Origin of the sequence: Limnomicrobium aquaticum (assembly GCF_040545545.1) — a bacterium.
Taxonomy (GTDB): Bacteria; Pseudomonadota; Alphaproteobacteria; order Rhizobiales; family Rhizobiaceae; genus Ensifer_A; species Ensifer_A aquaticum.
The window spans coordinates 971,013-990,287 of record NZ_JBEPMB010000001.1 but is presented as its reverse complement, the minus strand read 5'-3'; the positions used below and the strand labels follow the sequence as shown (position 1 = coordinate 990,287).

The following is a 19,275-nucleotide window of genomic DNA, read 5'->3' as shown; positions in this document are numbered from 1 at the left end:
AAAATCACCCCGCGCGCAGGAACCGGATCGCTTCATCGCGGCGATGGAAATAGAGCAGTTCACGAATGCGGTTCCCGCGTTCGCCTTCAAGGTTCGGGTCCTTGGTCAGGATATAGGCCGCATCCTTGCGCGCCATCTCCAGCAGGTCGCCATGCGCCTCGAGGCTTGCCAGATGAAAGCCCGGCGTGCCCGACTGGCGGGTGCCGAGAAGCTCACCTTCACCGCGAAGCTTGAGGTCCTCCTCGGCGATCAGGAACCCGTCCTCGGTCTCCCGCATGATGTTGAGCCGGGCGCGGCCGTTTTCACTCAGCGGCCCCTTGTAGAGCAGAAGACAGGTCGAGGCCTCATCGCCGCGTCCGACACGCCCGCGCAACTGGTGGAGCTGGGCGAGACCGAAACGTTCGGCATGTTCGATCACCATGATCGTCGCGTCCGGCACATCGACGCCAACCTCGATGACGGTGGTGGCGACGAGGAGGCGGGTCTGGCCGCTCTTGAAGAGCGCCATGGCCTCGTCCTTCTCCGCAGCGCTCATCCGGCCATGGACGAGGCCGATGCGCTGCCCGAGCGCCTTGGTAAGAACGGCGTGCCGCTCCTCCGCCGACATGAGATCGGACACATCGGATTCCTCGACCAGCGGACAGATCCAATAGGCCTTCTTGCCCTCGGACGTGGCCGCCCGCAACCGCTCCACGATGTCGCTTAGGCGTTCCATGGGAATGACCGCCGTCTGGATCGGCTTGCGGCCGGCCGGCTTCTCGGTGAGCTTGGAAACATCCATGTCGCCGAAGGCCGCGAGCACGAGCGTGCGGGGAATCGGTGTCGCGGTCATGACCAGCATATGCGGCGAGAGGCCTTTGGCCGTCAGCCGCAGGCGTTGATGCACCCCGAAGCGATGCTGTTCGTCCACGACGGCGAGCAGGAGATTGGCGTAGTTCACGTTGTCCTGAAACAGCGCGTGCGTGCCAATGACGATATTGGCGTCACCGCTTTCGATTCGCTCAAGCGCTTCGCGCCGCTCCGCCGCTTTCATCTTGCCTGTCAGCAGAAGAACTGAAATATTTGTATTTGCGGTATATTTTTGAATTGTCTCAAGATGCTGCCTTGCCAGGATTTCCGTCGGCGCCATCAACACGGCCTGACCGCCGGCCTCGACCGCTGCCGCCATGGCCATCAGTGCCACGGCCGTCTTGCCGGAGCCGACGTCGCCCTGCAAAAGCCTGAGCATCCGCTGATCGCCCGCCATGTCGTCCAGCACGGCTTGAACGGCGGCCTCCTGGCTTCCGGTCAACGAAAACGGCATGGCCTTGCGGATGCGTGCGGAGAGCTCACCGGTTGCATGAACCGGAATGCCCGCCGCCTTGCGCAGCCTTTGCCGAACCAGCGCGAGCGAAATCTGTCCGGCGAGAAATTCGTCATAGGCGAGCCTGCGCCGGGCAGGCGCCTGCAGGTCGAGATCGGCGGCGTCGCGGGGATGGTGCAGCCGCTCGAAGCTCTCCTTGACTGAAGGGAAGCTGTGCTTGGCAGTCACCGATGCATCCAGCCATTCGGGCAGATCGGGAAGGCGCTCGACGGCCGCCTCGATGGTCTTACGCAACGCCTTCGGCGAAAGCCCCGCCGTCATCGGATATACCGGCTCGACCAGCGGCAGCTTTTCCATGTCTTCCACCGTCGCCGCATAGTCGGGATGGACCATGGAGGGCCGGCCGTTGAACCAGTTGACCTTGCCGGAGACGATGACATCCGCGCTAACGGGCAGTGCCTTCTCTAGCCAGTTGCCCTTGACGCGGAAATAGGTCAGCGCCAGTTCGCCGGTCTCGTCGTGGATGAAAACCCGGTACGGCGCGGAAGCATTGCCGCGCGGCGGTGGCTGGTGGCGGTCGACGAAACCCTTGATCGTGACGATGGCGCCTTCCGGCGCCAGCGCGATGCCCGGCTGGTTGCGGCGATCAATCAGCGAAGACGGGACATGAAGAACAAGGTCCAAGACCCTGCAATCGTCTATATTTTCGCGATCAAATAGCTTTGCATAAAGCTCGCCCATGCGCGGCCCGATACCGGGAAGCGTGGACAGCGGCGCAAAAAGCGGATCGAGGATCGCGGGTCTCATGACCCGAACCATGCCCCGCAAATTCGCGTAAATGCAAGGCTGACAAGGCGATTTCCAAGGACTATAGAGACCCTCATTGTTGAGGAACGAAGCATGACCGGAACGACACGTTCGAGCGCCGACATCTCGCCGCGCCGCAAGCGCATTCTCTTTCGCGCCTGGCATCGCGGCATCCGCGAGATGGACCTTATCCTCGGCCAGTTCGCCGACGACGAGATCGCGACGCTCTCGGACGAGGAACTCGACGAGCTGGAACGCATCATGGCCGAAGAGGATGCGGATCTCGTGAAATATATCACGGGCGAAAAGCCGGTGCCGGAGGTCTATCAAACACCGCTCTTCGAACGCATCGCCTCCTACCGCCCGGACTTCGACCCGATCCTGAAGCCGCAATCCTGATCCCTCAGATCCTCTGTTTCCATTGAACGAGCAAGCCCGATGACATCTCCGCTGGACGTGAAGAAGCTTCTGGCCGCAGACGGCCCGGCTGCCGTGGCGGCGGTTCCGCCCGGTATGGAAGCGATGATCCTCGCCGACATGGCGCGTTCGGGTGCCGCCATTGCCTATCTCGTCTCGGACGGGCAGCGGCTGGCCGATCTCACGCAATTGCTCTCCTTCTTCGCGCCCGACATTCCGGTGCTGACTCTGCCCGGCTGGGACTGCCTGCCCTATGACCGTGTGTCGCCCGGTGCCGATGTCGCGGCCGAGCGGCTCTCGACGCTCGCCGCGCTGACGCGTCACGCAAAGCAGCCGCATGCGACAATCCTGCTGGCAACCGCCAACGCGGTCCTGCAGAAAGTACCGCCGCGCGACATCATCGAGGCGCTGGCGTTCTCGGCCCGGCCCGGTCAGGTCATCCGCATGGAGGACATCGCGGCACGGCTGGAGCGGAACGGCTTCGAGCGCGTGCCGACTGTTCGCGAGGTCGGCGAATTTGCCGTGCGCGGCGGCATTCTCGATGTCTATGTGCCGGGCGAGGCGGAGCCGGTGCGGCTGGACTTCTTCGGCGACACGCTGGAAACGATCCGCCATTTCGACCCGGCGAGCCAGCGCACGACCGGGCAGGCGCGGTCGCTTGATCTCAACCCGATGAGCGAGGTGTCGCTGACGCCGGAAACGATCAGCCGCTTCCGCAAGAACTATCTCTCGATGTTCGGCGCGGCCACCCGTGACGATGCGCTCTATCAGGCTGTCTCCGAAGGCCGCCGCTTTGCCGGCATGGAGCACTGGCTGCCGCTCTATTACGAAGAGCTGGACACCGTTCTCGACCAGATCGAAAACTTCCGCATCGTCACCGACCATACGCTGGAAGAGGCCGCGCGCGAGCGCGCCAGCCTGATCGAAGACTATTACGAGGCGCGCAAGGCTGCCGGCGAACCGGGCAGGGGCAAGACGGCGCAATCGGCACCCTACAAGCCCGTGCCGCCGGAGCTGCTTTATCTGAACGCGGAAGGGCTGTCGCAGATGCTAGCCGCGCGCGGCGCGATCCGCATGACGCCCTTTGCCGAGGATGAGCTTGCCGGCCGCAAGGTGATGACGCCGGATGCGCGTCCCGGTCCACGCTGGGCGAAGGCGCAAGGCACAGAGGAGACGGGCGAGCGCGTCAATGTCTTCGAACTCGCCGTCAAGCATATCTCTGACAAGCGCGCGAGCGGCGGCAAGGTTGTCATCGCCGGTTGGTCGGAAGGTTCGCTCGATCGCCTGCTTCAGGTCTTGAGTGAACACGGCCTCGCGCGCATCAAGCCGATAAAGGCTTTCTCGGAACTGAAGTCGCTCGACAAAGGCGAGGCCGCCGCCGCGGTGCTGTCGCTGGAAAGCGGCTTCGAGGCGGGCGATGTCGTCATTGTCGGCGAACAGGACATTCTCGGCGACCGCATGGTGCGCCGGGCCAAGCGCCGCAAGCGCGGTGCGGACTATATCTCGGAAGTGGCGGGCCTCGACGAAGGCGCGATCGTCGTTCACGCCGAACACGGCATTGGCCGCTTTGTGGGGCTCCGCACCATCGAGGCAGCCGGCGCGCCGCATGCCTGCCTGGAGCTTCAATATGCCGAAGGCGCGAAGCTCTTCCTGCCGGTCGAAAACATCGATCTGCTCTCGCGCTTCGGCGGCGAGGGAACGGAAGTGCCGCTCGACAAGCTTGGCGGTGTGGCCTGGCAGGCGCGCAAGGCCAAGCTGAAGAAGCGCCTGCTCGACATGGCTGGCCATCTCATCCGCATCGCCGCCGAGCGGCTGACGCGCCATGCGACGGTGCTGGCGGCACCCGATGGCATCTATGATGAATTCGCCGCCCGATTCCCCTATGACGAGACGGACGACCAGCTGACGGCCATCGAGGCGGTGCGCGAAGATCTGGGCGCGGGCAAGCCGATGGATCGTCTGGTCTGCGGTGACGTCGGCTTCGGCAAGACGGAAGTCGCACTGCGCGCCGCCTTCATCGCGGCCATGAACGGCGTTCAGGTCGCCGTGGTCGTGCCGACCACGCTGCTCGCGCGCCAGCATTACAAGACATTCGTCGAGCGCTTCCGCGGGCTGCCGATCCGCATCAATCAGGCCTCGCGTCTGGTGACGTCAAAGGAATTGGCGCTCACGAAGGAAGAACTGGCAAGCGGCAAGACCGACATTGTCGTTGGCACGCATGCACTGCTCGGCAGCGGTATCAAGTTCGCCAATCTCGGTCTCTTGATCATCGATGAGGAGCAGCATTTCGGCGTGAAGCACAAGGAGCGGCTGAAGGAGCTGAAGTCGGACATCCACGTCCTGACGCTCTCCGCGACACCGATCCCGCGCACCATGCAGCTCGCCATGACCGGCGTGCGCGAACTCTCGCTCATCACCACGCCACCGGTGGACCGTATGGCGGTCCGCACCTTCATCTCGCCCTTTGACGGTCTGGTGATCCGCGAGACGCTGATGCGTGAGCATTATCGCGGCGGTCAGAGCTTCTATGTCTGCCCGCGTCTCACTGACCTGTCGGAAATTCATGAATTCCTGACGGAGAACGTACCGGAGCTGAAGGTCGCCGTGGCCCACGGCCAGATGGCGGCAGGCGAATTGGAAGACGTGATGAACGCTTTCTATGACGGCCAGTATGACGTGCTGCTCTCGACCACCATCGTCGAATCCGGCCTCGACGTGCCGACCGCCAACACGATGATCGTGCATCGCGCCGACATGTTCGGTCTCGCCCAGCTTTACCAGTTGCGCGGCCGCGTTGGCCGTTCCAAGGTGCGCGCCTTCGCGCTCTTCACGCTGCCGGTCAACAAGGTGCTGACGCAGACGGCCGAACGCCGGCTGAAGGTGCTGCAATCGCTCGATACGCTGGGCGCCGGCTTCCAGCTTGCGAGCCACGACCTCGACATTCGGGGTGCCGGCAATCTGCTCGGCGAAGAACAGTCCGGCCATATCAAGGAAGTCGGCTTCGAGCTTTACCAGCAGATGCTGGAAGAGGCAGTGGCCGAGGTGAAGGGCATTGACGAGATCGCCGACACCGGCTGGTCGCCACAGATCTCGGTCGGGGCTTCGGTGATGATCCCCGAAGACTATGTGCCGGACCTGCATCTGCGCCTTGGCCTTTATCGTCGTCTCGGCGAAATCTCCGAACCGTCCGAGATCGACGCCTTCGGCGCGGAACTGATCGACCGCTTCGGCCCGCTGCCGATGGAAGTCCAGCATCTCCTGAAAGTGGTCTATATCAAGGGCCTGTGCCGTATCTCCAATGTCGAGAAGCTCGATGCCGGGCCGAAGGGCGTGGTCATCCAGTTCCGCAACAAGGAATTCCCCAACCCGGCAGCGCTTGTCGGCTATATCGCCAAGCAGGGCTCGATGGCGAAGATCAGGCCCGACCAGAGCGTCTTCCTGATGCGCGACCTGCCCCAGCCGGAGCGGCGCCTGGTCGCCGCAGCCCAGATCATGACCCAGCTTGCGGGCTTTGCGAAGGGCTGAGTTCGGCCAATCGCCAGACGCCACACGCAGAAAAAAACCGGATGGTCAGGGAAGCCATCCGGTTCAAAGACTGGGGTCAGTCGTTCTTCAGATTACTTCGCAACGCCAGCAGCGAACTTCATGTTGCGCGCGCTGATGCGGCGGACATTGCGCTGTTCGCCGATAATGGCGATCGTCGCGATCAGTCCTACGGGAACGATTACGGAAAGGATCATGTGAACTGCAAACATTTCATCACCTCATGTCTTGTGCGCCGAATGGGAGATTTCAGCGCCATTGATGACGGTTTTATTGCACTGCAACTGAAACCAGCTTGAACGGTGCGTTCATCTCGCGTTCAGAATTCGTCAGGAACGGACCGGTGAAATTGACAAAAGAAAAGCCGGATGGGGCAGGGAACCCATCCGGCTTCGTCTTTAAGGCTGGAGGCCTTCAATAATTTCAGAACACGGGTCGATTATACCCGTTTTGCGCGTCTTGGCTGCTCACATCTTCGTTACGCATTGCAACAAAGGTTGCAGCGAAGGAAGCGGTGAACATGGCGGCGATCAATCCGGCAAGCGCTGACATGATGAGCATTTCAGTTCTCCTTCAGGTTCCGTGTCCGGTTTATCGTACGGTTCGCCGGGTTGACGCAGTTACAAAGGTGACAACGCGTTCTTTCAATTCTGTCCCGAACTGGCTTTCGAGAAGCAGTTCAAGTCCAAGAGCGGCTGTTGCTGCACCAATCATCAACACGGCAAGCATTTCCAAATCCTCAACGCCGGAACTCTAATTTGGTTCCATCCGGCTTCCTTCGTCCGGCATGGTTGACAGAGTATGAGGGCGAGGCTGAAGCATCCTTGAATGGTGCATTCATAGGGCGTTCAGCTTTTCTGCCGCCCCGGTTCGGGCCATTTTGCTTGCAGCCGAAGAGCATCCGTGACAAAAGGCGCCGAACATTCTTGGGGCTCGCATGACCGTCGCTTTCTATCCAGGTTCATTCGATCCGATGACCAACGGTCATCTCGATGTGCTTCTGCAATCATTGAACCTGTGCGAGCGGGTGATTGTCGGCATCGGCATCCATCCCGGCAAGGCGCCGCTCTTCACCTTCGAGGAACGGTCGGAGCTTATCCGCAGTTCAGTCATGGCCGTGCTGCCCAATGCGGAAGGCCGGATCGAGGTGATCTCTTTCGCCAATCTTGCGGTTGATGCGGCACGCCAGGCGGGCGCCTCAGTGCTGATCCGCGGCCTGCGTGATGGCACCGATCTCGACTACGAAATGCAGATGGCCGGCATGAACAGCCAGATGGCACCCGACATTCAGACAGTGTTTGTGCCCGCGGGTGCCACTTCGCGGCCCATTACCGCCACATTGGTGCGGCAGATCGCCCTCATGGGCGGCAATGTTAGCGCCTTCGTTCCTGCCGCCGTCCTCAAGGCGCTCACCGCCAAGACGGCGCGCCCCTGAATTCACCTACGGAGCTTCCATGAAACTGTCTTACATCCTCGCCGCCGGCCTCGTCTCGATCGCTGCCTTCTCGGCTTCCGTTGCGCGCGCTGCCGACGAATTTCTGACCATTCAGCTGAAGGACGGCCCGGTCGTCATCAAGCTTGCCAATGATGTTGCGCCCAACCACGTCAAGCGACTGGAAGAATTGGCCAAGAAGGGCGAGTATGACGGCGTCGTCTTCCACCGCGTGATCGAAGGCTTCATGGCCCAGACCGGCGACGTAAAGTTCGGCAATTCCGCAAAATCCTACCAGCCGAAGATGGCAGGCATGGGCGGTTCCAGCCTGCCGGACCTGAAGGCCGAATTCTCCAAGGTTCCCTTCGAACGCGGCACGGTCGGCATGGCCCGGTCGCAGAGCCCGGATTCTGCCAATTCGCAGTTCTTCATCATGTTTGCCCCCGGCTCCTTCCTGAACGGCCAGTACACGGTCGTCGGCAAGGTCGTATCGGGCATGGAATTCGTCGACAAGATCAAGCGCGGCGAAGGCAGCAATGGCGAAGTTTCGAACCCCGACAAGATGATCAAGGTAACGGTGGGCAAGCCCTGATCGGCAGCCAGCCACACGAAAACGTTAGACTGAAGGAGAGACCCCATGGCCGAGATCAAGGATCCGGAAAACACTATCATCATGGAAACGACCAAGGGTAAGGTCGTCATCCAGCTTCTGCCGGATCTGGCCCCCGGCCACGTCGCGCGCATCAAGGAACTGGCCCGCGAAGGCGCTTACGACGGCGTCGTCTTCCACCGCGTCATCGAAGACTTCATGGCCCAGACGGGCGACGTGAAGTTCGGCAAGACGGGCGGCAAGGACTTCAACCCGGCCCGCGCCGGCATGGGCGGTTCGGAAAAGCCGGACCTGAAGGCCGAGTTCTCCAACATGAGCCACGTGCGCGGCACCTGCTCGATGGCCCGTTCGCAGAACCCGAACTCCGCCAACTCGCAGTTCTTCATCTGCTTCACCGACGCCCCCTGGCTGAACCGCCAGTACTCCGTCTGGGGCCAGGTCATCGAAGGCATGGACAACGTTGACAAGATCGAACGCGGCGAGCCCGTTCGCAATCCCGATACCATTGTGTCCATGAAGGTCGCCGCAGACGCCTGATCGAATGATTGGCGAAGACAAAGCTTTGGCTGAAAAAATTGGCGCCGTGCTTATAGAAGCACGGCGTTATTCGTCGTTCGTGAATGATGCCGAAGACGAATTCCACAAAAAGGTTCGGCTGCACTGCCGCAAAGCAGGATTGCAATGCCACGAAGATACCACCACCGACAGGGTGGCCGCGATCTTCGAGCAAACACAATCAGCTTTTCGGTCTGCTGCATTTGAAGCTCGCTGCTACGAGAGCTTCCGGAGAATTTGGATAGATAATACAGCAGGAGCCTTGCCCGATGAGATTTCCCATCTGACGCACCATTTTGGCCATCGCTTCCCTCTGAGCTTGTACATATTCTCCGAGTACCTCGGCACGCCAGAATTTAGATGTGCCTTTCCGAACAGCGAATTTGCTGAGCGGCTGTTTGAGGAGTTTTTTCCGAGGGCGGAGCATGCACGCCATGCGGTCGCGCACGAAAGTGATCGGAATTTGGGAAAGAGCGTCAAGTACGTATCCGGAAAGAAAATTCCGACTCTGTTCGAGATAAGTTTCAATCAAGCTTCAATATCAGATGCCGGGTACAAATATGTGGATCGCGATGGTCAGCGATTTGAGCTTAAATTCAGCACTGAAGATCTCGAATTGTTTTGGCAGGCTTTTTGTAATTATGTGAGATCGGAATGCGTGTAAACCTGTTCGACTTCGACCTGCCTGATGAAAACATTGCGTTGCGGCCCGCCAATCCGCGCGACAGCGCCCGCATGCTCGTCGTCAACGCAAATGCCGATCCGGTTCTATCCGACAATGGTGTTCTCGACTTGCCGGACTTGCTCCAGCCGGGCGATGCGTTGGTGTTCAATGATACCAAGGTGATCCCGGCGCAGCTGGAGGGCTTGCGCACACGCGAAGGCGGCGTGGGCGCAAGCGTGTCGGTCACGCTCCATATGCGTGTCGATGCCTCCCGATGGAAGGCCTTTGCCCGTCCGGCCAAGCGGCTGAAGCCCGGCGACCGCATCCAGTTCGGCCACACGGGCGAAACCTGCATGCTCGGGACGCTGGATGCCACGGTCGAGGCCCGCGACGAGGCGGAAGTGACCCTGCTTTTCGATCTCTCCGGCCCGGCGCTGGATGAGGCGATCTTCTCTGCTGGCCATATTCCGCTGCCGCCCTATATCGCGGCCAAGCGCGCCGAGGACGAAAAGGACAAGGCGGACTACCAGACCATCTATGCCCGCGAGAATGGCGCTGTTGCAGCCCCTACGGCGGGTCTGCATTTCACGCCGCGCCTCTTCGAAGCGCTCGACAAACGCGGCATCGAGCGCCATTTCGTGACGCTGCATGTGGGGGCGGGCACCTTCCTGCCGGTCAAGGCCGACGATACGGCAGACCACAAGATGCATGAGGAGCGCGGCTATGTCAGCGCCGAAACGGCCGCGGCGCTGAACGCCGTTCGTGCCCGCGGCGGTCGCATCGTCTCGGTTGGTACGACTTCGCTGCGCCTCCTCGAAAGTGCCGCCCGCGAGGATGGGGTGATCGAACCATGGTCGGGCGCCACTGATATCTTCATCACACCCGGCTACCGATTCCGCGCGATTGATGTGCTGATGACCAATTTCCACCTGCCGAAATCGACGCTTTTCATGCTCGTCTCCGCCTTTGCCGGCTTCGAGACAATGCACGCGGCCTATGAACACGCGATCGAAAACGGCTATCGCTTCTATTCCTACGGGGATTCGAGCCTTCTCTTCAGGACCAACCGATGAGCCAAGCCTTTCAATTCCAGCTCAAGAACACGGACGGCAAGGCGCGCCTTGGTCAGATCTCCATGCCACGCGGCGAAATCCGCACGCCGGCCTTCATGCCGGTGGGCACGGTTGGCACCGTCAAGGCCATGTATCTGGATCAGGTTCGCGATCTCGGCGCCGATATCATCCTGGGCAACACCTATCACCTGATGCTGCGCCCCGGTGCCGAACGCGTCGCGCGTCTCGGCGGCCTGCACAATCTCATCCGCTGGGAAAAGCCGATCCTGACGGATAGCGGCGGCTTCCAGGTCATGTCGCTCTCTGGGCTCCGCAAGCTCGACGAGCAGGGCGTGACCTTCAAGAGCCATGTCGACGGCTCGCTGCACCACATGTCGCCGGAACGCTCGATCGAAATTCAAGGCCTGCTCGACAGCGACATCCAGATGCAGCTCGATGAATGCGTGGCGCTGCCCGCCGAACGCAAGGAAATCGAGCGTGCCATGGAAATGTCGGTCCGATGGGCCGAGCGCTGCAAAGTTGCCTTCGGCAACCAGCCCGGCAAGGCCATGTTCGGCATTGTCCAGGGCGGCGACCAGCCAGACCTGCGCATCCGCTCGGCGGAAGCCCTGAAGGCACTCGACCTCAAGGGCTATGCCATCGGTGGGCTGGCCGTCGGCGAGCCGCAGGCGGTCATGCTGCAGATGCTGGAAACGACGCTGCCGGTGCTCCCCAACGAAAAGCCGCGCTACCTTATGGGCGTCGGCACGCCCGAAGACATTCTGAAATCGGTCGCCGTCGGCGTCGACATGTTCGACTGCGTCATGCCGACCCGCTCCGGCCGCCACGGCCTGGCCTTTACCCGCCGCGGCAAGGTCAACATCCGCAACGCCCGCCACGCGGAAGACATGCGCCCGCTGGACGAAGCCTCGTCCTGCCCGGCCTCGCGCGACTATTCCCGCGCCTATCTCCACCATCTCGTCCGCTCCAACGAGGCGCTGGGTGGCATGCTGCTCTCCTGGCACAATCTCGCCTATTACCAGGAGCTGATGCAGGGCATCCGTGCAGCGATTGCGGAGAACCGCTTCGCCGATTTCTATGCGGAAACGATGGAGAACTGGGCGAGGGGGGATATCGAGCCGGTCTGAATTAACCGTATTTGCAATCTTCCGAGGGGCGTGTTTGACAAGTCACGCCCCCGAAAGAATACTCGATCCGTCCTTCTTAACTCTTCACTAACCATAGCAAGAAAGAAGCAGCGTCTGTTGCCCCTTTACTCCGGCAATCTGCCTCTTTCCCGTCATGATTAAGGAACAGTTAGATTAAAAGGCGGCATAAGCCGGCGGCGCGGGGAAGTCAGCGTCGTCGTGGAATCCGCGAACGTTTTTGTATTGAGTAGCGTTGCAAGGGGACAATCGGGTATGGTGGATCGCCGCGTCAAAACGGGACTGCGTCTGCTGACACTTTCTTTGGCCATGGGTTCGCTTGCTGCGTGTGGCACGACAACCGCCACCAAGACATCTTCCAAGCGCAGCAAGGAATATTTCGCAGAGTCGAAATATGGCGTGAAGGCAAGCCCGCGCGTCGTCTTCAACGGCCCTGTGCCGAAGGGCGGCGGGCGCGACATGGTCGGCAAGCCCTATGTGGTCAAAGGACAGGTCTACTATCCGAAGGAAGATCGGAATTACGATCGCGTCGGTTTTGCATCCTGGTACGGCTCCGCTTTCCACGGCCGCTATACGGCCAACGGTGAGATCTACGATACCAGCGCGCTTACCGCTGCCCATCCGACATTCCCGCTGCCGAGCTACGCTCGCGTGACCAATACGACCAACGGCGCGTCCATCATCGTCCGCGTGAACGATCGCGGCCCCTATGAGCGCGGCCGCATCATCGACCTTTCGAGCAAAACCGCCGAAATGCTGGACATGAAGGGTCATGGGACCGCCAAGGTTCGGGTCCAGTACGTCGGGCGTGCGCGCATGGACGGGCAGGATCAGGCCTTCCTCATGGCGTCCTACGTTCCCAAGGGCAGCCGTGTGATCCCGAGCCAGGTTGCGCCTGGCGTGATGGTTGCCTCGAATGACACCCGGTTGCCCGCAAGCGCCATGCCTCAGCGGATACAGATGCCGGTCGCGGCGCCGATGCCTGTCGTGACGCCATTGCAGAAGCGTCCCGCACCGCTTGCACTCAACGAGCAGGCCAACGAACCCGTCCCGTTCCAGGTCCAGTCACCCGCCTTCGTGCTTCTGCCGGAAGTGGGGCCCATTCCGCGCGTTCGTCCGGGTACAATGCAGCTTGCCTCGGGTCGCACCGGCAACCTGGCCTCCGGCTATGTTGAAGCAGAAGATCGCTCTGGCGCAACGGCGCCTTTCCGGGCATTGGTCGCGGAAACATATGAATTGAATGCCGACAAGATTCGCGCATCCTATGTGGACGATAACGGCGGCTGAGGCGACGGTACTTCCTGTCTGGCCTCTATGGGAATGAGACTGGGCTGAGACGATGAAATCCTGGGCAAAGGCTGCTGGCATCCTGACGGTCATGGCGCTGTTTTGTCTGACCGCATGTGCGAATGCCTTCGCCGGTGAGCCCATTCCCACAAAGGCCAAACAGGTCTTCATGATCGAGGCCGAGACCGGCACGATTCTGCTGAACAAGAAGGCCGATGAACTCGTCCAGTCCGCATCGCTGATGAAGCTGATGACGGCAGAATATGTCTTTCACCTTCTCAAGTCCGGATCGCTGAAGCTCGATACCGAATTTCCTGTCTCCGAACATGCCTGGCGCACCGGTGGCGCGCTGTCGCGCACGTCGACAATGTTTGCGGCACTGAAGTCGCGGATCCGGGTAGAGGATCTGCTGAAAGGCGTCATCGTTCAGCAGGCCAACGACGCCTGTATCATTCTTGCCGAAGGCATTTCAGGCAGCGACGCCGCCTTTACGGAAAAGCTCAACGAGCGGGCCAAAGAAATCGGGTTCAAGAAATCCACTTTTGCCAATTCTTCCGGCCTGCCCGACGATGGCAACAAGATGACGATGCGCGAACTGGTCATGCTGTCCCGCCAGCTGCACGACAATTATCCCGACTACTTTCCCTATTTCGCCATTCGTGATTTCGAGTGGAACAAGATCAGGCAGCGCAATCGCTTTCCGCTCTTTGCCGGCGTCGAGGGGACTGACGGGTTTGCAACCGGCTATTCTGAAGACACTGGTTACGGCATAGTCGCCACGGTCGAACGCAACGGTGTGCGCCTCTATCTCGCGATGAGCGGGCTTGCGAGCCCGAAGGAGCGCGAGGATGAAGCGCGCAATATTCTCGAATGGGGCTTGAGCGCCTTCGAGAAGCGGCAGATTTTCGCGGCCGGCGAAGTGATCGGGGATGTGCCTGTTTACGGCGGTGCTGATTCGCGCGTTTCGGTCGCCGCAAAAACCCCGGTTTCCATCTTTCAGGACAAAAGGCTACCCGATCGGGTGACCGCGCGCATCGCTTACGACTGGCCTTTCAAGGCTCCAGTGGAAAAAGGTGCGCAGGTTGGCGCGCTCAGGCTGTACAACGGTGAGGAAGTCCTTCAGGAAGTACCTGTTTATGCGCAGAATGAAGTGCGTGGCGGGTCGCTGACCGGGCGCGCTCTTGACGCGGTCTGGGAGCTACTGTTCTTCTGGATGTAAAGCGCCGGACGAAGAAATGGGAATAGTTAATTCGTAAAGCCGGCGCGACAAACAAAAGTCGGGTGATCCGGTATCATGCATGGCGGGCACGGAATGCCCGGTCGGGAAAAGGCTTTGGCGGCAAACAACGGATTGTTCGTGACCTTTGAGGGCGGCGAGGGCGCCGGCAAGTCGACACAGATTCGGCTGCTGGCGGAACGTTTGCGCGCGAATGGCTACGAAGTGACCGTGACGCGGGAGCCGGGGGGATCGTCCGGCGCCGAGGCCGTGCGCCACGTCATCCTTTCCGGTGCTGCCGAAGAGTTCGGTGTTCGCATGGAGGCAATCCTCTTTGCCGCCGCGCGCAACGATCACGTCGAAGAGCTCATAAAACCGGCATTGGCCGCAGGCACTGTGGTCCTGTGCGACCGCTTCATGGATTCCTCGCGCGTCTATCAGGGTGTGACCGGCAACCTGCCGCACGATTTCGTCGCCAATCTCGAACGCGTCGCCATCAACGGCACCATTCCCGACTGTACGATCATCTTCGATCTTCCCGCCGAAATGGGGCTCGCGCGCGCTCGCAAGCGCCTCGATGCGATCGATAGCGAGGCCGCGCCTGACCGTTTCGAAAAGGAAGAACTCGAAACGCACAAGACGCGGCGCGAAGCCTTTCTCGATATCGCGGCTGCCGAGCCGTTCCGCTGCCGTGTGGTGGATGCCTCCGGCGAAGTCGAGGCCATTGCCGATGCTGTTTTTCGGATCGTCGAACCCATGCTCCCCATCAGGAGCCGGCCTGCCACAAGCCGGGCGAGTGCTGCGCGATGAGCGGTCCGGAAGACGCCATCCTGGATGGCGCGCGTCCACCGGCCGAAACGCTCTCGCTGTTCGGTCATGACGCCGCGCTCGACTTTCTCGGGCGCGCCTACCAGTCCGGCAAGAGCCACCACGCAATCCTTATCGAAGGCCCGGAAGGGATCGGCAAGGCGACGCTTGCCTTTCGGTTCGCCAATCATGTGCTGGCGCATCCCGACGCCCAGTCGGCGCCTGACGTCATTGCACCACCAGATCCGGATTCAACGCATTTCAGGCAGGTCGCCTCGGGTGCTTCGCACAATCTCATTCATCTGACACGGCCATTCGACGAAAAGGCGGGACGTTTCAAGAGCGCGATCACGGTTGACGAAGTGCGCCGGGTGGGGCGCTTCTTCGGGCAGACATCGGGATCCGACAACTGGCGCATCGTCATTGTCGATACGGCTGACGACCTGAACCGGAATGCCGCAAACGCCATCCTGAAAATGCTGGAGGAGCCGCCCAAACGCGCGATGTTCCTTGTCCTGTCGCACGCACCCGGAAAACTATTGCCCACGATCCGTTCGCGTTGCCTTCCTCTGCCCCTGCGCCCACTGAGCGACCCCGATCTCGAAAAGGCGTTGAAGGCGTTGGGTTTCGAGGTTTCTCCCGAAAGCCGCTCTGCCCTTTTTGCCCAGGCCGGCGGCAGCGTCTCGGAGGCATTGAAGCTGGTCAACTACGGCGGGCTCGAAATCCTGAATGCATTTGAGAGCGTTCTGTCTCAGGCACCGGGTGGACAGCAGCGGCAGGATCTCATCAAGCTCGCCGAGGCGCTTTCCGCCAAGGGCAGCGACACGATTTTCGCCTTCTTTGCCGACAATTTCATCCGTCGCATTGAAGCCGATGCACGTGCTGCCGCACTCAACGGCGACCTTCCCGCCGGGGCGCGGATGTCGGAACTGTCATCGGCTCTCAAGGAGCGGATCGATACATCAGTTGCGTATAATCTTGATCGCAAGCAGATCGTGATGAATGCAGTCGAGTCTTATCTTTTCGGCTAGGGCAATTTCAGCGAAAGTGGAAAACCGGTTTCGCGTCCGCAATTACCGAAACAAACAACGAGCGTCAGAACAGCATTTTTAAGCCAGCAGCAGCGAGAACCGCAGCGAGTGCCGGCCTCAGATAATGGTCCGGCAGGCGAGGCGCGAGAAGGCTGCCCGCAATGACGCCTGGGATGGACCCGAGGAGCAATGCTCCCAGCATCAGCGGCTTCACTTCGCCGAGATACCAGTAGCCGGCACCCGCGATGAGCGTCAGCGGTACGGCATGGACGATGTCGGAGCCGACGAGATCGCTGAGTTTGAGGAACGGGTAGAGGATCAACAGGATCGTCACGCCCATCGCGCCCGCGCCCACGGAAGAGGCGGTCACCATCACGCCGAGCGTAAGTCCGAGAACGGCGGTCGCAACCGCCCGCTGCGCGGCGGTCAGCGGCGCGCGTTCGCGCTGGATATTGAGTGACAGCCGCACGATCAGCGGTCGGAAAATCAGGACTATGGCCACGATGACAAGCACGACACCGAGGATAAGCGTCAGCATCTTCGATTGCGCCGTGTGATCGACCCCTGAGATGAAATAGAGAGTCAGAGCAGATGCGGGTACACTGCCGATTGCGAGGTTTCGAACGATCTTCCAGTCGATCGTGCCCTTCCAGCCGTGAATGCCGGTCCCGACGATCTTGGTTGCCGCCGCAAATAGCAGGTCCGTGCCAACTGCAGACGCCGGATGGACGCCGAAGACCAGAACGAGGATCGGCGTCATCAGCGATCCGCCGCCGACGCCCGTGAGGCCGATTAGAAAGCCGACGACAAGTCCGGACAATGTATAGAGAAGATCGAAACTGTCGGTCGGGCCCAGCGGCTCACCCTCCGGAGAGTTCGCCGGCGGGAGCCGGCATCTGCGTATCTTGAAGCACTGGATAGCGTCAGCGGGCGATCCCTGTCAACGGATGGTGCCGCATAGACAAAAACGGTAGTTTCGTTTGTGCACAAACTGGTTTAGAAGCCAAACCAACGTTTCAAGGCAGACAAAAGACATGACAGAAAAAGAGCGCTTCTACATCACAACCCCGATCTTCTATCCCAATGGCGCGCCGCATATCGGCCACGCCTATACGGCGATTGCGACCGACGTGATGGCGCGTTTCCAGCGGCTTGAGGGCCGCGAGGTTCATTTCCTGTCGGGCACCGACGAGCATGGCCAGAAGATGCAGCAGACGGCAGAGAAGGAGGGGATTACCGCGCTCGCGCTTGCCGACCGAAACTCGGCCGTCTTCCGCGATCTCCTGAAGCGCCTCAACTGCTCCAACGACGATTTCATCCGCACGACGGAAGAGCGCCACCGCATTGCCGTGCAGGCGCTGTGGAAAAAGATGGAAGAGCGCGGCGACATCTACCTCGCCACCTATGGCGGCTGGTATTCCGTGCGTCAGGAAGCCTATTTCGACGAGAGCGAAACGACGGTCGGAAGCGATGGCGTGCGCCGTGAGCCGCTCGGTTCGCCTGTCGAATGGGTCGAGGAAGAAAGCTATTTCTTCAAGCTCTCCGCCTATGGCGAAAAGCTGCTCGCCTATTATGAGGCGCATCCCGAGTTTATCGGCCCTTCCGAGCGCCGCAACGAAGTCATCTCCTTCGTCAAATCCGGCCTCAAGGATCTCTCGATTTCGCGCACCACCTTCAACTGGGGCATCCCGGTTCCCGGCAATCCGGCCCATGTCATGTATGTCTGGGTCGACGCTTTGACCAACTATATCACCGCCGCCGGCTATCCGGACGAGAATGCGCCGCTGTGGAAATTCTGGCCGGCCGTGCACATCATCGGCAAGGACATCATCCGCTTCCACGCCGTCTATTGGCCCGCCTTCCTGATGTCGGCGGGCGTCGAACTGCCGAAGCGCGTCTACGCCCACGGCTTCCTCCTCAACAAGGGGGAGAAGATGTCGAAGTCCGTCGGCAACGTCGTCGATCCGTTCAACCTGATCGACCATTTCGGCCTCGACCAGATCCGCTATTTCTTCATGCGCGAAGTCTCCTTCGGCCAGGACGGCAGCTATAGCGACGAGGCGATCGCCACCCGCATCAATTCCGATCTCGCCAACGGCATCGGCAATCTTGCCAGCCGCTCGCTCTCGATGATCTTCAAGAACTGCGACGGCAAGATTCCGGAATGCGGCCCGCTGTCTGATGAAGACAAGGCGATGCTGGCGCACATCGACGGCGTGATCGATGTCGCGCGCACCGAGATGGGCAATTTCGCCATCCACAAGGCCGTCACCGCGATCATCGCCGCTGTGGCCGAAGGCGACCGTTACTTTGCCGGTCAGGAGCCCTGGGCGCTGAAGAAGACCGATCCGAAGCGCATGGAAACCGTGCTTTACGTGACGGCCGAGACCGTGCGCCAGATCGCGATCCTGCTGCAGCCCTTCATGCCGACCTCGTCGGCCAAGCTGCTCGATCTCGTCGCGGTTCCGGCCGACAAGCGCGGCTTCGATGCGCTGGGCGCTGCCGGCCGTCTCGTCTCCGGCACGGCCATCGATCAGCCGACACCTGTCTTCCCGCGCTATGTCGCGCCGGAAGCAACCGCTTGAGCCGGGACGCTGAAAGCATGCTGATCGACACGCATTGCCATCTCGACTTTCCCGATTTTGCCGATGAGCGCGACGCGCTCGTCGCGCGGGCGGGCGAAGTCGGCGTGAAGCAGATGGTGACGATCTCGACGCGGATTGGGAAGTTCGATCAGGTGAAGGCGATTGCCGAAACCTATGCGAATGTCTTCTGCTCGGCGGGCACCCATCCCAACAACGCCGCCGACGAACCGGACCTGCCGGTCGAGGCCTATGTCGAGGCGGCGCGTTACGAGAAATGTGTCGCCATTGGCGAAGCGGGGCTCGACTATCACTACGACTACGCGACGCCCGAGGTGCAGAAGCCCGTTTTCCGCCGCCAGATTGAGGCGGCGCGCCGGACCGGCCTGCCGTTGGTCATCCACGCCCGCAGCGCTGATGATGACATGGCCGCGATCCTGAAGGAGGAAATGGGGAAGGGTGCCTTCGGCTTCATTCTGCATTGCTTCTCGTCGGGCCCCGAGCTCGCCCGCGTCGGCGTCGAACTCGGCGGCTACGTGTCCTTCTCCGGCATCCTGACCTTCCCCAAGTCCCAGGACCTCCGCGACATTGCAGCGACCGTGCCGCATGACCGGCTTCTCGTCGAAACCGATGCGCCCTATCTCGCGCCGAAGCCTTTTCGCGGCAAGCGCAACGAACCGGCCTATGTCGCCCATACGGCGGCCGTACTTGCCGAGACGATCGGCCTCAGTGTCGAGGAGACTGCGCGGCTGACGACCGAAAACGCCTTCCGCTGCTTCTCCCGCATGACGAGGGTCTGAAAG

The 19,275-nt window shown here is 60.9% G+C and carries 18 protein-coding genes; 15 read left to right on the top strand and 3 right to left on the bottom strand.

The features are described 5' to 3' along the window. Window positions 1-4: 4 nt before the first annotated feature. Window positions 5-2,110 (bottom strand): ATP-dependent DNA helicase RecG, encoded by a 2,106-nt coding sequence (gene recG / locus ABID16_RS04920; protein WP_354555220.1) that lies wholly within the window; start codon window positions 2,108-2,110, stop codon window positions 5-7. A 93-nt stretch (window positions 2,111-2,203) separates the two neighbouring features. Between recG and ABID16_RS04915 the strand changes: the two genes are divergently transcribed. From ABID16_RS04915 to ABID16_RS04905, 3 genes are read left to right on the top strand one after another with little or no spacing between them, the layout of a single operon-like run. Continuing rightward, window positions 2,204-2,509, top strand: coding sequence for an FAD assembly factor SdhE (locus ABID16_RS04915; protein ID WP_354555219.1), 306 nt, complete (start codon window positions 2,204-2,206; stop codon window positions 2,507-2,509). A 39-nt stretch (window positions 2,510-2,548) separates the two neighbouring features. Further along, entirely contained in the window at window positions 2,549-6,052 is a 3,504-nt protein-coding gene (mfd, locus tag ABID16_RS04910) for a transcription-repair coupling factor (protein WP_354555218.1), read from the top strand. Window positions 6,053-6,093: 41 nt separating this feature from the next. Then, a complete protein-coding gene (locus tag ABID16_RS04905; RefSeq protein ID WP_354555217.1) occupies window positions 6,094-6,369 on the top strand; it encodes a hypothetical protein in 276 nt (91 codons plus the stop codon). A gap of 124 nt (window positions 6,370-6,493) precedes the next feature. On the opposite strand, the gene ABID16_RS04900 is transcribed toward ABID16_RS04905, so the two are convergent. Beyond that, window positions 6,494-6,631, bottom strand: coding sequence for a hypothetical protein (locus ABID16_RS04900; protein WP_354555216.1), 138 nt, complete (start codon window positions 6,629-6,631; stop codon window positions 6,494-6,496). 376 nt (window positions 6,632-7,007) lie between these two features. Between ABID16_RS04900 and coaD the strand changes: the two genes are divergently transcribed. The 10 genes from coaD to ABID16_RS04850 all read left to right on the top strand — a co-directional run bounded on the left by coaD (window position 7,008) and on the right by ABID16_RS04850 (window position 15,890). Continuing rightward, window positions 7,008-7,505, top strand: coding sequence for a pantetheine-phosphate adenylyltransferase (gene coaD, locus ABID16_RS04895; RefSeq protein ID WP_354555215.1), 498 nt, complete (start codon window positions 7,008-7,010; stop codon window positions 7,503-7,505). A gap of 19 nt (window positions 7,506-7,524) precedes the next feature. Further along, window positions 7,525-8,094, top strand: coding sequence for a peptidylprolyl isomerase (locus tag ABID16_RS04890; RefSeq protein WP_354555214.1), 570 nt, complete (start codon window positions 7,525-7,527; stop codon window positions 8,092-8,094). A gap of 45 nt (window positions 8,095-8,139) precedes the next feature. Continuing rightward, window positions 8,140-8,649, top strand: a complete 510-nt coding sequence (locus tag ABID16_RS04885; protein WP_354555213.1) for a peptidylprolyl isomerase — start codon at window positions 8,140-8,142, stop codon at window positions 8,647-8,649. A 4-nt stretch (window positions 8,650-8,653) separates the two neighbouring features. Beyond that, window positions 8,654-9,331, top strand: a complete 678-nt coding sequence (locus ABID16_RS04880) for a hypothetical protein (protein WP_354555212.1) — start codon at window positions 8,654-8,656, stop codon at window positions 9,329-9,331. Then, window positions 9,322-10,404: a tRNA preQ1(34) S-adenosylmethionine ribosyltransferase-isomerase QueA gene (gene queA, locus ABID16_RS04875; RefSeq protein WP_354555211.1), complete on the top strand. Its 1,083-nt coding sequence runs from the start codon at window positions 9,322-9,324 to the stop codon at window positions 10,402-10,404. Before ABID16_RS04880 ends, queA begins: the two co-directional genes overlap by 10 nt. Next, a complete protein-coding gene (gene tgt, locus ABID16_RS04870) occupies window positions 10,401-11,531 on the top strand; it encodes a tRNA guanosine(34) transglycosylase Tgt (RefSeq protein WP_354555210.1) in 1,131 nt (376 codons plus the stop codon). Before queA ends, tgt begins: the two co-directional genes overlap by 4 nt. A gap of 273 nt (window positions 11,532-11,804) precedes the next feature. Further along, window positions 11,805-12,836 (top strand): septal ring lytic transglycosylase RlpA family protein, encoded by a 1,032-nt coding sequence (locus tag ABID16_RS04865; RefSeq protein WP_354555209.1) that lies wholly within the window; start codon window positions 11,805-11,807, stop codon window positions 12,834-12,836. 52 nt (window positions 12,837-12,888) lie between these two features. Beyond that, window positions 12,889-14,055: a D-alanyl-D-alanine carboxypeptidase family protein gene (locus ABID16_RS04860; protein WP_354555208.1), complete on the top strand. Its 1,167-nt coding sequence runs from the start codon at window positions 12,889-12,891 to the stop codon at window positions 14,053-14,055. 75 nt (window positions 14,056-14,130) lie between these two features. Next, window positions 14,131-14,862, top strand: coding sequence for a dTMP kinase (gene tmk, locus ABID16_RS04855; RefSeq protein WP_435532357.1), 732 nt, complete (start codon window positions 14,131-14,133; stop codon window positions 14,860-14,862). Continuing rightward, a complete protein-coding gene (locus ABID16_RS04850) occupies window positions 14,859-15,890 on the top strand; it encodes a DNA polymerase III subunit delta' (RefSeq protein WP_354555206.1) in 1,032 nt (343 codons plus the stop codon). The genes tmk and ABID16_RS04850 overlap by 4 nt, the downstream gene beginning before the upstream one ends. A 64-nt stretch (window positions 15,891-15,954) precedes the next feature. On the opposite strand, the gene ABID16_RS04845 is transcribed toward ABID16_RS04850, so the two are convergent. Then, window positions 15,955-16,710, bottom strand: coding sequence for a sulfite exporter TauE/SafE family protein (locus ABID16_RS04845; protein WP_354555205.1), 756 nt, complete (start codon window positions 16,708-16,710; stop codon window positions 15,955-15,957). A gap of 160 nt (window positions 16,711-16,870) precedes the next feature. On the opposite strand from ABID16_RS04845, the gene metG reads away from it, so the two are divergent. Continuing rightward, window positions 16,871-18,475 carry a methionine--tRNA ligase gene (gene metG / locus ABID16_RS04840; protein ID WP_354555204.1) on the top strand — a complete coding sequence of 535 codons (1,605 nt, stop codon included), beginning with the start codon at window positions 16,871-16,873 and terminating at the stop codon, window positions 18,473-18,475. A gap of 17 nt (window positions 18,476-18,492) precedes the next feature. Further along, the gene (locus tag ABID16_RS04835) at window positions 18,493-19,272 is read left to right on the top strand and encodes a TatD family hydrolase (RefSeq protein ID WP_354555901.1); all 780 of its coding nucleotides are present in this window, start codon (window positions 18,493-18,495) and stop codon (window positions 19,270-19,272) included. The last annotated feature ends 3 nt before the right edge of the window (window positions 19,273-19,275 follow it).

What these genes read in the sequence shown, in the direction of transcription:
- recG (WP_354555220.1), bottom strand. Translation starts at nt 2,110, where the DNA reads ATGAGACCCGCGATCCTCGATCCGCTTTTTGCGCCGCTGTCCACGCTT.
- ABID16_RS04915 (WP_354555219.1), top strand. Translation starts at nt 2,204, where the DNA reads ATGACCGGAACGACACGTTCGAGCGCCGACATCTCGCCGCGCCGCAAG.
- mfd (WP_354555218.1), top strand. Translation starts at nt 2,549, where the DNA reads ATGACATCTCCGCTGGACGTGAAGAAGCTTCTGGCCGCAGACGGCCCG.
- ABID16_RS04905 (WP_354555217.1), top strand. Translation starts at nt 6,094, where the DNA reads ATGGTCAGGGAAGCCATCCGGTTCAAAGACTGGGGTCAGTCGTTCTTC.
- ABID16_RS04900 (WP_354555216.1), bottom strand. Translation starts at nt 6,631, where the DNA reads ATGCTCATCATGTCAGCGCTTGCCGGATTGATCGCCGCCATGTTCACC.
- coaD (WP_354555215.1), top strand. Translation starts at nt 7,008, where the DNA reads ATGACCGTCGCTTTCTATCCAGGTTCATTCGATCCGATGACCAACGGT.
- ABID16_RS04890 (WP_354555214.1), top strand. Translation starts at nt 7,525, where the DNA reads ATGAAACTGTCTTACATCCTCGCCGCCGGCCTCGTCTCGATCGCTGCC.
- ABID16_RS04885 (WP_354555213.1), top strand. Translation starts at nt 8,140, where the DNA reads ATGGCCGAGATCAAGGATCCGGAAAACACTATCATCATGGAAACGACC.
- ABID16_RS04880 (WP_354555212.1), top strand. Translation starts at nt 8,654, where the DNA reads ATGATTGGCGAAGACAAAGCTTTGGCTGAAAAAATTGGCGCCGTGCTT.
- queA (WP_354555211.1), top strand. Translation starts at nt 9,322, where the DNA reads ATGCGTGTAAACCTGTTCGACTTCGACCTGCCTGATGAAAACATTGCG.
- tgt (WP_354555210.1), top strand. Translation starts at nt 10,401, where the DNA reads ATGAGCCAAGCCTTTCAATTCCAGCTCAAGAACACGGACGGCAAGGCG.
- ABID16_RS04865 (WP_354555209.1), top strand. Translation starts at nt 11,805, where the DNA reads ATGGTGGATCGCCGCGTCAAAACGGGACTGCGTCTGCTGACACTTTCT.
- ABID16_RS04860 (WP_354555208.1), top strand. Translation starts at nt 12,889, where the DNA reads ATGAAATCCTGGGCAAAGGCTGCTGGCATCCTGACGGTCATGGCGCTG.
- tmk (WP_435532357.1), top strand. Translation starts at nt 14,131, where the DNA reads ATGCATGGCGGGCACGGAATGCCCGGTCGGGAAAAGGCTTTGGCGGCA.
- ABID16_RS04850 (WP_354555206.1), top strand. Translation starts at nt 14,859, where the DNA reads ATGAGCGGTCCGGAAGACGCCATCCTGGATGGCGCGCGTCCACCGGCC.
- ABID16_RS04835 (WP_354555901.1), top strand. Translation starts at nt 18,493, where the DNA reads ATGCTGATCGACACGCATTGCCATCTCGACTTTCCCGATTTTGCCGAT.